Genomic DNA, 13,540 nt, shown 5'->3' on the forward strand with positions numbered 1-13,540 from the left:
GCCGGGGCTCAGCGCAGCAGCTCGGGGATCGCGTCGAGGTACGCCTCGAGGTTGCGCCGCACCTCGCACACCGAGTCCCCTCCGGTCTTCTCCAGCAGCGCGTCCGCGAGGACGAGCGCCACCATCGCCTCGGCGACGACCGCCGCCGGCGGGACCGCGCACACGTCCGAGCGCTGGTGCTGCGCGGTGGCCGGCTCGCCCGTGCTCGTGTCGATCGTCGCGAGCGCGCGCGGGACCGTCGAGATGGGCTTCATGGCCGCGCGCACGCGCAGGATCTCGCCGTTCGTCATGCCGCCCTCGAGGCCACCCGCACGGTTCGAGCGGCGCTGCACGCGCCCGTCGACGCGGTCGATCTCGTCGTGCGCCTGCGAGCCGCGGCGCGTCGCGGTGCGGAACCCGTCGCCCACCTCGACACCCTTGATGGCCTGGATGCCCATGAGCGTCGCCGCCAGGCGCGCGTCGAGCCGACGGTCGGCGTGCACGTACGAGCCGAGCCCGGACGGGACGCCGTACGCGAGGACCTCGACGACGCCGCCGAGCGTGTCGCCGTCCTTGTGGCACTCGTCGATCTCCGCGACCATCGCCGCCGAGGTCTCGCCGTGGAAGCAGCGCACGGGGTCCGCGTCGAGCGCGGCGACGTCGTCGGGGCCGGGCAGCTCCGCGTCGTCCGGCACGGCGACCGGGCCGATCCCGACGACGTGCGAGACGAGCCGGATGCCCGCCGCCTGCTCGAGCAGCTTCGCGGCCACGACCCCGAGCGCGACGCGCGTCGCGGTCTCGCGAGCCGATGCGCGCTCGAGCACGGGACGGGCGTCGTCGAACGCGTACTTGCGCATCCCGACGAGGTCGGCGTGCCCCGGGCGGGGCCGCGTCAAGGGGGCGTTCCGGGCGCGCTGCAGGACCGCCGGGTCGTCCACGGGATCGGCGGACATGACGTCGACCCACTTGGGCCACTCGGTGTTGCCCACCTCGATCGCGACCGGACCTCCCTGGGTCAGGCCGTGCCGGACGCCGCCCAGCAGCCGCACCTCGTCCTGCTCGAACTTCATCCGTGCGCCCCGGCCGTAGCCGAGGCGGCGACGCGCCAGGGCGTCCTGGACGTCCTGGGTACGAAGCTCGACCCCCGCGGGCACGCCCTCGAGGATCCCGACCAGTGCGGGGCCGTGAGACTCCCCCGCCGTCAACCAGCGCAGCATGCGGTCATCCTTCCATGCAGGTGCCGGCCACTCGTCCGTCGTCTGCGACGTGGACGCGCCGTCCGGCCGGGCCCCTCACGCGACCCAGGGCCGCCCCGCACGCGGGACGGCCCTGGTCGACCTGACGGGTGGCTGCCGTCCTCAGTCGGACGAGGCCGAGTCGGAGCCCTCGATCGGGTAGAACGGGTTGCGGTCGGAGCCCGGGGTCGGGAGCGGCGGCTCCTCCTCGCCTTCGCCGACCGGTGCGGCGCCGAGCGTGCCGTCGGGCAGGACCCAGATGAAGCCGTCGACGGTGAGCTCGAGGTCGGCCAGCTCGGTGGCAGGTCGGCCGTCCTGCTGCGCGTTCTCCTCCTGTGCCTGCGCGTTCATACCGCCGACGAGGAAGAGCCGCTCGGTCTTCTGCAGGCCGTCGAGGAAGGCCAGCGTGTTCTGGTAGGTCCCCATCACGATGACCGACACCGGGACCGCGCTCATGCCCGCGGGGACCGCGGGTGCGGCAGGCTGCACGGGCTCCGCCGTCGCGTCCCCGGCACCCGCGGACGCGCTCGGGCTCGGCGTGGGGTCGCTCGCGGGCGCCTCGGTCGAGACGCCGCCCGACGCGTCGGCCGGATTGGTGCCGACGGGCGTCGCGAGCGTGATCGCCTGCGGGTTCGAGGGCGTGAGCTGCGTGACGACGACGCCGTACGCGGCAGCCACGTCGTTGAGCTGACGCAGGTAGGACGAGAGCTGGACGGTGGTGGGGATGCCCTTCTGGAGGCCGGCGAGCTCCGCCTTGTACTCCTCGAGGTGCGCGAAGTCGGCCTTCAGCTCGTCGACCTTCTGGCGCAGGACCACGTTCTGCTGCTCGGTCTGCTCGGTCTGGGCCTTCGTCTCGTCGGCCCGGCTGAGAACCGGCGAGACGAGCAGGAACCAGGCCATCGCCATGAGGACGACCGCGATGAACGCCGTGCCGCCGATCCAGGTGGACTTCTTGCTGTTCCCCATCACTCGCCCTCGTCCTTCGCGTCCGCGTCGGCGTCCGCAGCCGCGTCAGCGGCGGGGTCGGCAGGCTCGAACCGCCCCGACAGGACGCTGGGCTGGATCTGCACGCTGCCGTCGATCTTGTAGTACACGCCGAAGCCCTCGGTCTCCGTGATCGTCACAGCGGTCACGAAGGAGTCGGCGAAGCCCGGGATCGAGTCGAGCGCGTCCATGAGTGCGGCGACATCCGGGACGGTCACGGACCGGGCCGCGAACGTGAGGTTGCCGATGCTCGGGGCCTGCAGGAGGTTCGCCGGCGCGGCCGCACCCTCCATCGGGGTCGCGCCGGCCACGATGAACGAGTCGATGCTCGCGCCCTCGGGCAGCACGGCCGTGATCGCGTCGATGTACGGCTTCCAGACGACGTCGGTCGAGCCGGCGATCTGCCGCGCGCGCTCCGCCTGGGCGAGCTGCGCCTGGACGCGCGGGACCTCGGCGTACTTCGCCTGCTCCTGCGTCAGCCGTGCGGTCTCCGCCTGAGCCGCCTCGAGGTCGGACTGCGCGTTCGCGGCGATGGTCTGCGCGAGCAGCCATACGAGCGCGCACAGCACGAGGACGGCGAGCAGCGCGATGACGAGCCAGCGCTTGATGCTCTGCAGCCCGCGCGCGGCGCGCACCTCGGGCGGCAGGAGGTTGACCTGCGGGAGGCCGGTGATGATCGACTGGGGGGCCTTGGCCTTCGTCGACTTCGACTTCGTCGGACGATCCAGCAACGAGGTCATGCGGCAACTCCGTACGCGAGACCGACGGGAAGGGCGATGAGCGACTCACGTCCCGCGAGGCGCTCACGACCGGCTGACTTGGCCGCACGCAGGCCGGCGAGCGGGTCGCCGAGCGTCACGGCGATGCGGCTCGCGCTCGACAGGTACTGCCCGAGGCCCGGCAGGTGCGCGCCCCCGCCGGTGAGGACGACGAGCTCGATCCCCGCACCGGGGTTGTTGCCCGCGTAGTACACGAACGTGTTGCGCACCGACTCGACGAGCTGGCGCACGACCTCCGCGACGTTCTCGGCGGCCTGCTGACGCTCGGGGGCGACCGCGTAGCCGACGCCGATCTCACGCTTCGCCGTCTCGGCCTCCGCGGCGGAGATGCCGAGCGCGCTCGCGACCGCGGTGGTGACCTGGTGACCGCCGAGGGGAAGGGCGCGCACGAGACGCGGCTGACCCTGCGCGGCGACCACGACCGTGGTGATCTGCGCGCCGATGTCGACCAGCGCGACGGTGCGGTGCGCGTAGTCGCCGCGCGCGAGCGCCCGCACGAGCGCGAAGGCGTTGAGGTCGACCATGGTCGGACGCAGGCCGGCGCCCTCGACGGCGAGCACGTTGGCGTTGACCGTGTCGCGCTGTGCCGCGACCAGCAGGCCGTGCACCATGCGACCGTTGGGACCGTCGACCTCGAGGGTCGGGCAGTAGTCGAGCAGCGCGTCGTTGGTGGCCATCGGCAGAAGATCGCCGACCTGGTACGCGAGCGAGTCGGTGAGCTGCTGACGCGGCATCCAGGGCAGCTCGGTCTCGCGCACCAGCACGCGCTGGTTCCCGACGCCGATCACGACGTCCTTCGTCGGGAACTTTGCCTTCGACCACAGCTGCTTGAGCGCGTTCGCGACGATGCCCTGCTCGACGACCTCACCGTCGCGCACGGCGCCGAGCGGCAGCGGGACCTCACCGAACCGCGCGAGCGTGGGCGGGTTCTTCCCGCTAGGACCACCGGAGCCGAACTCGAGCTCGGCGGCGCGTACCGCGCCCGCGCCGATGTCGAGTCCGATCACACGTGTGCTGGCCACAGGCCGACCTCCGTCAGTAGAGCGGTTCCGACAGTCCTATCGGGTGACCACTCGTCCGACTTGAGGGCGAATGCCGCGCTCTTTCTCCTGGTCGCACGGCGTCCCGAGGGCCTAGATGAGCGACAGGTACCACGAACCGATCTGGTCCCCCAGGACGATGCCGACCCATGCCCCGAGCACCATCCACGGACCGAACGGCACCTGCGTCTTGCGCCCCGCGCGACCGCCGACGAGCAGGGCGACCGAGAACAGGCCACCGAGCAGGAAGGCCGCGAACCAGCCGACGACGAAGCTGGCCCAGCCGTAGTACCCGAGGTACAGCCCGAGCACGCCCGCGAGCTTGACGTCGCCGAAGCCCATGCCGGACGGGTAGACGACGAGCAGCACGAAGTAGACGACGAACATCACGGCCGCACCGATGGCGGCGTGCACGAGCGCCGACCACTGCGCCGTCCCGCCCGGGTTCCAGGCCGCCAGCGCGAGGAGCGCCGCGGCCACGCCGTACGACGGCAGCACGATCGGGTCGGGCAGCCGCTTGCAGTCGAGGTCGATCAGCGCGAGCGCGATCGAGACGGCCGCCAGGTAGAGCAGAGCCGGCAGGACCCACGAGACGCCCGCGAACCACGTCACGAGCGCGAACGCCACCCCCGTCCCGGCCTCGACCAGCGGGTAGCGCGCCGCGATCGGCTCACCGCAGTCGAAGCACCGGCCGCGCAGGACGAGCCACCCCAGCACCGGGACGTTGTGGCGCGCGCGGATGCGGTGGCCGCACCGCGGGCACGCGCTGGGCGGCGACACGACCGACTCGCCCCGCGGTACGCGCCACACGACGACGTTGAGGAAGGACCCGACCGCGAGGCCGAGCAACCCGGCGAGGAGGACGACGATGATCACGAGGGCTCAGGGTGCAAGCGAGAGCGCCTGGTTGTCCATCCGGAAGCGCTCCGAGACGACGAACGCGCGGCCCGCGGAACCGCCGCCCGACGTCGCCGCCGAGTAGATGAGCTTCATCTGGGTGTCGAGCGTGACCGAGCAGCCGTACAGCTGGCCCGTGAGGCTGAGCATGGGGCTGCCGCCGGTCGTGTTCTTCACCGTCCCCGGCGTGTAGACCATCACCTGCGTGTTCGGGCCCTGCGAGAACCCGGTCGTGTTGAAGGTGATGCCCTTGCCGGCGCTGCCGACGGCCGCGCAGTCCGCCTTGCCCGACGGCCACGGCTCGACGAGGTAGAGGCTGTGCTTGTTGCCGTCACCCGACTCGACGCGGAACGCCGTCTTGACCGTGGCGCCCGACATGAACAGCACCGCGTCCGCGTAGAGCTTGATCGTCAGCCCGCCTCCGAGCCCGACGGACGACGTCCCGCAGCCGCCCGAGGCGGTCGGCTGCTGCAGGTCGTAGATCGTCGGGGTCGCGATGACCAGTGGACCGCTGAAGTTCGAGGACCCGCTGACCCAGTCCTGCGAACACTCGTCCGCGAGGTACGGGCCGGTCTTGAGCGCGGCGAGGTCCACGCGCCACTTGCGCTGGATCCAGCCGCTCCACCGCGCGTCCGTCTTGGTCAGCTTGGGGTACTCCAGGCTCGGGTCGCCCGGCGGGAAGTAGACGCTCATGTCCGGCGCCGCCGGCGCGGACACCGACGAGTCGGGGATCGTCTTGGAGGCCGCCGTCACGTTCGCGGCGGTGAAGCCGCCGGTGAGCGAGCCCTTGATCCGCACCGTGCCCGGCGTCGTGATCGTCACCGAGCTGTTCGCGTTGACGCCGTTCGCGATCGTGACGTTGCCGTTCCACGTCTGGGGGTTGGACAGCTTGAGCTGCCCGCCGATCTGGATGTTGCCCTTGAGGTTGCAGGCCGACGAGATCTCGACGTTGCCGACGACGACGAGGTCGCCCAGCACGGTCGCACCGGGGGTCGGGCAGTAGAAGTTGCCGCCCACCCACATCTTGCCGTTGACCTTGCACGTCGTGTTCCACTTGACGTCGCCCGCGACGATCACGTCGCCGCCGACGAAGCCGTCGGCCGGGCACGTCAGGTTGCCCTTGCTGATGAAGCTCCCGTCCATCTTGCAGACGGTGTTGATGATCGACTCCTCGGACAGCGACGAGTTCACGAACACGCCGCCGTCGGTGTCCATCGCCGACGAGCAGTCGAAGTGGTCGGTGACGATGTCGCCGTCGGCGCCGACGAGCGTGAGGTTCGTCGTGGCCTCGGTCTTGACGTCGCCGAAGATCGCGGAGTCGAACTCGGGCGAGGTCGGACGCGACACGACGGTGAACTGGCCGACCATCGTGCGGATGTCGCCCGAGTCGTTGCCGGTACCCGGCGTGCCGCTCCACCCGGTGGAGATCACCCGGAACGGCGTCGGGGTGCCCCCGGGCGGGGCCGCGACCGGGCAGCCGTTCGTCCACGAGGCCTCGAGCGCCGGGTCGGCGCCCGCCGAGACGAGGCGCTGCACCTGCGCACGCCAGGCCGGGCTCGTACCGGACCCCGTGCCACCGGACCAGCAGGTCCCGCTCGCGACATTCGCCGCGGCGGTCTCCATGCCTGCCTCGGCGGCCGACTTCGCGTTCACGGACGAGCGCGAGGCCGTCGTCTGCCCGATCGCGAACACCACCGTGCCGACGAGGGCCACCATGAGGACCGCGATCACGGCGCTCACGCCGATCACCGCCACCAGGGACGCACCCTCGTCGTCGCGACGGGCCCGACGCACGAGCGACATCACGCGGCTCTCTACACGCACGGCATGCCTCCGGGGGTCTCGCCGTCGAGCTGCAGCTGACGGCGCGGGACGATCGTGGACGAGAGGTCGACGGGGACGCGCGAGTCGCCCTCGCGGAAGGTCAGAGCGGCCTGGATGCTGCCGGGGTACCAGGCCTCGGCGTCGACCGCGGGCTCGAGCGCGACGAACGGGCTCGCACCGCTGATGGCGGCCACACCGCGCGCGACGATGGGCCACGACGCCGGGTTGACCGAGGTCGCCGGCGTCCCACTCGCCTGCGCGGGTCGGGTGATCTTGTGCAGCTGGTCGTCGGCGTCGAGGTACCAGGCGACGCACCGCCACGTACCCGTGCTCGCGACCTCGCCCTGGTTCTGCCGGGTCTTGAGGATCAGGACGTCCCCGCGGCCGTCGGTCGGCTCGACGGCCATCGACGTCGACGAGCGCACGTCGGTCTCGACCGCGAGGCGCACCGCCGCCTGCAGCTCGTCGAAGACGACCTTCGCGTTGTTGCTCGTCGTGGTCGTGTCCGTGACGGCACCCTGGGTCTGCAGGGTCTTGATGAACAGCGACCCGATGATGCCGAGCATGATGATCGACATCATGCTCGCGACGATGAGCTCGACCATCGAGAAGCCCGCGTCGGCGCGGTCCTCCCGCACGGCGCGTCGCACGCGGGTGCGCAGGCGGGCGATCACTCGAGCCCCAGCGCGATGCGCGTGGTGCTCGTGGCGAGCACCTTGCTGGTGTCGGACGCCTCGACGACCGTCACCGTGTAGGTGACGACCGGCGCGTTCGACGAGGTGGTGCAGTTGGCGGGCGCAGCGCCCGCGGAGACGATCATCTTGAGCGGGAGCCCGCGACCGTCCATGCGGTTCGGCGGAGCACCGGCCGAGACCACGTCGGCCCACTTCGGGCACGCCTTGACCGAGTCGAGGCCGGCGACAGAGGCGTGCACCGTGTCGACCTGCTCGGAGGCCCACTGCGTCGCGGACTCGATCGCCGAGTTCCGCGCGGAGGCGTTGATCGCCGAGAACAGCAGCGCGATCGTCGTGATCAGGAGGAGCGCGAACAGCAGCATCGAGACCATGACCTCGACCAGGCCGAAGCCCTCGTCGCCCCCACGCCAGGCCGGCAGCCACCGCGCCACGTCAACCTCCTCCGAGACACCGCTGTGGGGCACCACGTGCGTGGTGCCCCACAGCGGGACTGTCATGACTGGAACCAGTCCCAGCGGGGACCAGATCAGCAGGTGGTCGAGCCCGAGAAGATCTCGCCGCTCATGTTGGTCGAGAAGTCCTCGACCTTGCCACCGTCGACGTGGGCACCGATGCACAGGTCGTCGAGCGAGGTGCTCGCGATCGTGATCGTGACGCCCGGGCTCGCCTGGAAGTCCTCGGGAGCGGCCGTGGCGGAGCCACCCGTCGCCGTGAAGGTGTAGGCCGGGGCCGTGCCACCGACGGTGACGCCGGTCGCGTCGGGCGCCTCGGTCAGGACCGAGGCGACCGCGATGCGGGCGTTGCCGAGGTCCGTCTTGGCCGCGGAGTCCTTGGCCTTCTTCTGCTGGTCGAGGTACACCGGGATCGCGATCGCCGCGAGGATGCCGATGATGATGATGACGACGAGGAGCTCGACCAGCGTGAAGCCCTGGTCCTTCTCGTTCATCGCCTTACGGATGCGAGCCATCATGATGATGTCCTCTTCGTTCGAGCGGAGTCTGTCGTTGTCAGAATCAAAGCCCCAGCCTGCGGGGCCGGTTCGGGTGATGCATCCGGTCTATCGTCCGGGTCCGACTCGGCCTTGAGCGGCGGTTCCACCCGGGATCCGAATTCACCCGAACGGCCGCTGAAAGGTCAGCCGATGAGGTCGAAGACGTTGAAGATCGGCAGGTACAGGGCGACGATCATGCCGCCGACGACGAGGCCGATACCGAGGATCATGATGGGCTCGATCAGGCTCGTGAGCTGCTCGGTCGTCGCCTCGACCTCTTGGTCGTAGAACTCCGAGATCTTCTCGAGCATCGTCTCCAGCGCACCCGAGTCCTCACCCACGGCCATCATCTGGGTCACCATCGACGGGAACACCTCGTGCTTGCTCAGCGGGCCGGTCAACGACTCGCCTCGGCGCACGGATTCCTGGACGTCCTTGATGGCGGCCTCGATGACCCAGTTGCCCGAGACCTCGCCGACGATGTCGAGGGCCTGGAGCAAAGGGACGCCGGAGGCGATCATGGTGCCGAAGTTGCGCGAGAAACGGGCAATTGCGATCTTCTTCGACAATGCGCCGAAGACGGGAAGTCGAAGGCGCCACGGATCGACCCGCTGACGCACGCTGTCGTCGTTCTTGTGCTTCTTCCACCACGACATGAAGACGATCGCGGCGACGATCAGCACGGGTCCGAGCCAGCGCATGAGGTTTGAGAGCCACACGAGCATCTGGGTGGGCAGCGGCAGCTCGCCGCCGAGCCCCTCGAACATGTTCTTGAAGACCGGGACGATGAAGATGAGCATGACCGCGACCGCGATGATCGCGATGCAGAACACCACGGTCGGGTAGGCCATTGCGGACTTGATCTTGCCGCGCAGCTTGACCTCGGCCTCGTAGTTCTCCGCGACGGAGACGAGCGCCTGCTCCAGGAAGCCGCCGACCTCGCCCGCCTTGATGATGTTGATCATCAGCGGCGGGAAGACGTCGCGGTGCTTCTGCAGCGCCGACGACAGCGAGCCACCGGTCTCGACGTCGGCGCGCACCGCGCCGAGCACCTTGGCCAACGGCTTGCTCTCGGTCTGCTCCGCGAGGATCGACAACGTGCGCAGCAGCGACAGACCGGCCGAGATCATGGTCGCCATCTGGCGTGACATGACGGCGAGGTCCTTGAGCGTGACCTTCTCGCCCATGCCGGGGATCGTGATCTCGCGCTGCAGACCTGAGGTCGAGACCTCGTTGATCGAGACGGCCGCGAGGCCCATCTCGCGCAGGCGGTTCGCGACCGCGGCCTGGTTGCTCGCCTCGACGCGTCCCTTGATGATCTTCCCGGACTTGTCCCGGACCGCGTACTCGAAGGTCTTGCCTGCCGTCGTCGCCATCACAGGGCCCCGAACTGCGCGTCGGCCAGCGCGGCTCCGCCCTGCGGGCCACCGGAGAACCGGCCGGTCAGACGGTTGAAGTCCTCGACGTGGTGGCACTTCTCGAGCCCGACCTCGTAGGAGATGGTCCCCTTCTTCACGAGCTCGGACAGGTGCTGGTCCATGGTGTGCATGCCCTGCGAGGCGCCGGCCTGCATCGACGAGTAGATCTGGTGCGTCTTGCCCTCACGGATCAGGTTGCGGATCGCGGGCGTCGCCACCAGCACCTCGGTCGCGACCGCGCGGCCCGGCCCGTCGGCACGCTTGCAGAGCGTCTGGCAGACCACGCCCTGGATCGCGCCGGCGAGCTGCGTGCGCACCTGGGACTGCTGGTGCGAGGGGAACACGTCGATGATGCGGTCGATCGTCTGGGCCGCGTCCTGCGTGTGCAGCGTCGCGAAGACCAGGTGCCCGGTCTCGGCGGCCGTCAGGGCGACGGAGATCGTCTCGAGGTCACGCATCTCGCCGACGAGGATGATGTCGGGGTCCTGGCGCAGCACGTGCTTCAGCGCGTTCGCGAACGAGAGCGTGTCGGCGCCCACCTCACGCTGGTTGACGAGCGACTTCTTGTGCCGGTGGAGGAACTCGATCGGGTCCTCGACCGTCATGATGTGGTCCTCGCGCGTGCGGTTGGCGAGGTCGATGATCGACGCGAGCGTCGTCGACTTGCCCGAGCCGGTCGGCCCCGTGACGAGCACCAGCCCACGCGGCAGACCGGCGAAGTTCCCGACGATCGCGGGCACCCCGAGGTCCTCGAGCGGCTTGATCTCGTACGGGATGACGCGGAACGCGGCGCCGATGGACTCGCGCTGCTGGTAGATGTTCACGCGGAACCGGGCCAGCCCGCGCACGGCGTAGGAGAAGTCGAGCTCGAGGTTCGCCTCGAACGTCTCGCGCTGCTTCTGCGTGAGGATCGCGTACAGCGCACGGCGCAGCGGCTCGGGCGCCATCTGGCCGAAGCCCTCGAGCGGCTTGAGCGAGCCGGAGATGCGGACCATGGGCATCGCGCCGGTGGTCAGGTGCACGTCGGACGCCCCGAGCTCGACCATGCGCGTGAGCACGTTGTCGATCGGCAGGTCGCCCTCCTGGGCCTCCTGCGCCATGCCGACGCGGGCGACCGGGGCGCGGTCGCGCGGACGCTTGTCGTCACCGGCCGACACCGACGCGGCGGGACGGGCGGGCGCGCCGGGGGCGGGGGCCGCCGCGGGAGCGGGCGCGTAGCCGGCCGGGGCTCCGGGGGCCGTCGGTGCCGCGGGGCCCGGCGTGAACGTCGCGGGTGCCGTCGGCGCCCCCGCGGGCGTGAACGTCGTCGGGGCCGGGGTCGGCGTGAACGTCGTCGGCGGGCCACCCGGGACGAACGCGGGCTGCGCGCCCTCGGCCGCCCGGGCGTACGTCGGGTGCGCGGGCGAGCCGCCGGGCGTGAAGGCCGGCTGCGGGAACTGCTCCCGCACGGCGGCGACGGACAGCGGCGCGCTGCTCGTCGGCGGCGCCGCCGGGGCGGGCGCGGCCGGCATGACCGGCGCACCGGTCGACTGCGACGGGATCGGCGAGAACATCGTCGGTGTCGCGGGCGGTACCGGCTCGCCCGCCTGCGGCCCCGCGGGGCGGAACGGCGGCAACGGCCGAGCAGGCTCGCCCGCCGCCGGCTGGTAGTACTCGCTCACGTCATTCCCCTCTCGGGTGCCGCGCGGTGCGCGACGCCAGGCCGACTGGTCCCGGAGCGTTCATCGGCGGACGTCTGACCCGACTTGAGGTGATCGCTCCGGCTTCTTCACCCCTTCGCGCAGGTCAGGCGACGACGCGCAGGATCTCCTCGATCGACGTCTGCCCGAGTGCGACCTTGTGCCAGCCGTCGTTGCGCAGCGAGGTCATCCCCTGCTTGACGGCCGTCGACGCGATCTCCGCAGCGGACGCGTGCGCGACGGCGAGCCGCTCGATGTCCTCCGTGACGCGCATGACCTCGTGCAGCGCGAGCCGGCCCTTGTAGCCGGTCTTCGAGCACGCGGTGCACCCACCCGGGCGGAACAGCTCCGGGACCGGCTCGCCGGGCATCCAGGGGAACCGGGCCGCCTCCATCTCCCCGGGGCTCGGCTGGTAGGGCACCTTGCACTTCGGGCACAGGCGGCGGGCGAGCCGCTGGGCGACGACGCAGTCGAGCGCGGAGCCCACGAGGAACGGCTCGATGCCCATCTCCGTGAGACGCGTGACCGCCGAGGGTGCGTCGTTGGTGTGCAGCGTCGAGAGCACGAGGTGGCCCGTCAGCGCCGCCTCGATCGCGATCTGAGCGGTCTCGTGGTCACGGATCTCACCGAGCAGCACGACGTCCGGGTCGGAGCGCAGGATCGAGCGGAGCGCCGCGGCGAACGTCAGGCCCGCCTTCGGGTTCATCTGGACCTGGTTGATGCCCGCGAGCCGGTACTCGACCGGGTCCTCGACCGTGATCACGTTGATCTCGGGCTTCGACACCGCGTTGAGCGTCGCGTACAGCGTCGTCGACTTGCCGGAACCGGTCGGGCCCGTCACCAGGATCATCCCGTACGGCTTGGTGTACGACTCCTTGTACGTCTCGTAGTTGTGGTCGAGGAACGACAGGTCGCGCAGGTCGAGGCTCGCCGTGGAGTTGTCGAGGATTCGCATGACGATCTTCTCGCCCCACACCGTGGGCAGCGTCGCCACGCGCAGGTCGATCTTGCGACCGTTGTGCACCACCGACATGCGGCCGTCCTGCGGCTTGCGCTTCTCGGCGATGTCGATGTCGCTCATGATCTTGACGCGGCTCGTCACGCCACCGGTGATGTTCTTGGGTGAGCGCTGCATCTCGTGCAGCACGCCGTCGATCCGGTACCGCACCCGCAGGTCGTGCTCGGTCGGCTCGATGTGGATGTCCGACGCCCGGTCGGTGATCGCCTGCGTCACCAGCAGGTTCACGTAGCGCACGATCGGCGCGTCGTCCTCGACGAAGTCGCCGAGCTTCGACAGGTCGGCGGCCGCCTGCTCCTCGGCCTGCGACTCCTCGAACGCGTTGGACAGGTCCTCCATCTCGCCGTCGGCGCGCACGAACCGGTCGATCGCCCGCAGCACGTTGTCGTACGTCGCGATCACCGGCATGACCTGCATCCGCGAGACGGTGCGCACGTCGTCGATCGCCATCACGTTGCCGGGGTCGGCCGTCGCGACGACGAGCACGCCCTGGTCGATCCGGATGGGCAGGACGGTGTACCGGCGGCACAGCGCGGCGGGCACGATCGCCACCGCGGCCCGGTCCACGGGGTACTCGTCGAGGTCGACGAACGGCATGCCCGCCTGCGCGGCGAGCGCCTGGACCAGCTGCCCCTCGGTGAGCACACCGAGCTCGACGAGCGTGCGTCCGAGCGAGGACCCGGCAGTCATCTGCTCGTCCAGCGCGGACAGCAGCTGCGCCTCGGTCACCAGGCCTTCCTCGAGCAGGATCTCGCCCAGCTGCTTCACGGCACCTCCCATGGCACGACGGTCGTCATCGCACCTATCGGCACCCGGTGGCCCGCGCCTGAGGTGATCGGGCCGATCACGACGATCCCGGCCGGCACTCCCCCGCCGTGCCCAGGAACGGCGCGTATGCTCACCGCACCTCGCGACCCGGGAGACCCACCATCACCACCGTCCCGCACCACCCCGCACCGACCGCCACACCCGCCGTCACACCCACCGCGGTCGTCGCCGCC

The 13,540-nt window shown here is 70.5% G+C and carries 12 protein-coding genes; all 12 read right to left on the reverse strand.

The features are described 5' to 3' along the window. Nucleotides 1-8 precede the first annotated feature (8 nt). Nucleotides 9-1,196, reverse strand: coding sequence for a chorismate synthase (gene aroC, locus ACT17Q_RS08660; RefSeq protein ID WP_444661895.1), 1,188 nt, complete (start codon nt 1,194-1,196; stop codon nt 9-11). A gap of 141 nt (nt 1,197-1,337) precedes the next feature. Continuing rightward, a complete protein-coding gene (locus tag ACT17Q_RS08665) occupies nt 1,338-2,180 on the reverse strand; it encodes a hypothetical protein (protein ID WP_444661897.1) in 843 nt (280 codons plus the stop codon). Beyond that, a complete protein-coding gene (locus ACT17Q_RS08670; protein WP_198303525.1) occupies nt 2,180-2,938 on the reverse strand; it encodes a PilN domain-containing protein in 759 nt (252 codons plus the stop codon). Before ACT17Q_RS08670 ends, ACT17Q_RS08665 begins: the two co-directional genes overlap by 1 nt. Then, the gene (gene pilM / locus ACT17Q_RS08675; RefSeq protein WP_094179967.1) at nt 2,935-3,999 is read right to left on the reverse strand and encodes a type IV pilus assembly protein PilM; all 1,065 of its coding nucleotides are present in this window, start codon (nt 3,997-3,999) and stop codon (nt 2,935-2,937) included. Before pilM ends, ACT17Q_RS08670 begins: the two co-directional genes overlap by 4 nt. Before the next feature lie 111 nt (nt 4,000-4,110). Beyond that, the gene (locus tag ACT17Q_RS08680; protein WP_094179966.1) at nt 4,111-4,893 is read right to left on the reverse strand and encodes a prepilin peptidase; all 783 of its coding nucleotides are present in this window, start codon (nt 4,891-4,893) and stop codon (nt 4,111-4,113) included. A gap of 6 nt (nt 4,894-4,899) precedes the next feature. Next, on the reverse strand, nt 4,900-6,738 hold the full coding sequence (locus ACT17Q_RS08685; RefSeq protein WP_444661900.1) for a hypothetical protein: 1,839 nt from the start codon (nt 6,736-6,738) through the stop codon (nt 4,900-4,902). Then, entirely contained in the window at nt 6,729-7,412 is a 684-nt protein-coding gene (locus ACT17Q_RS08690; RefSeq protein ID WP_094179964.1) for a PilW family protein, read from the reverse strand. The genes ACT17Q_RS08685 and ACT17Q_RS08690 overlap by 10 nt, the downstream gene beginning before the upstream one ends. Continuing rightward, nucleotides 7,409-7,930: a hypothetical protein gene (locus ACT17Q_RS08695; protein WP_444661902.1), complete on the reverse strand. Its 522-nt coding sequence runs from the start codon at nt 7,928-7,930 to the stop codon at nt 7,409-7,411. Before ACT17Q_RS08695 ends, ACT17Q_RS08690 begins: the two co-directional genes overlap by 4 nt. A gap of 29 nt (nt 7,931-7,959) precedes the next feature. Then, nucleotides 7,960-8,403: a prepilin-type N-terminal cleavage/methylation domain-containing protein gene (locus ACT17Q_RS08700; protein ID WP_094179962.1), complete on the reverse strand. Its 444-nt coding sequence runs from the start codon at nt 8,401-8,403 to the stop codon at nt 7,960-7,962. A gap of 164 nt (nt 8,404-8,567) precedes the next feature. Next, nucleotides 8,568-9,800 (reverse strand): type II secretion system F family protein, encoded by a 1,233-nt coding sequence (locus tag ACT17Q_RS08705; RefSeq protein WP_094179961.1) that lies wholly within the window; start codon nt 9,798-9,800, stop codon nt 8,568-8,570. After that, complete coding sequence (locus tag ACT17Q_RS08710) at nt 9,800-11,503, reverse strand: type IV pilus twitching motility protein PilT (protein ID WP_444661905.1); 1,704 nt, start codon at nt 11,501-11,503, stop codon at nt 9,800-9,802. Before ACT17Q_RS08710 ends, ACT17Q_RS08705 begins: the two co-directional genes overlap by 1 nt. 124 nt (nt 11,504-11,627) lie before the next feature. Beyond that, a complete protein-coding gene (locus tag ACT17Q_RS08715; protein WP_268531182.1) occupies nt 11,628-13,307 on the reverse strand; it encodes an ATPase, T2SS/T4P/T4SS family in 1,680 nt (559 codons plus the stop codon). Nucleotides 13,308-13,540 lie beyond the last annotated feature (233 nt).

Source organism: Cellulomonas sp. CW35, from assembly GCF_052378485.1.
Classification (GTDB): domain Bacteria; phylum Actinomycetota; class Actinomycetes; order Actinomycetales; family Cellulomonadaceae; genus Cellulomonas; species Cellulomonas uda.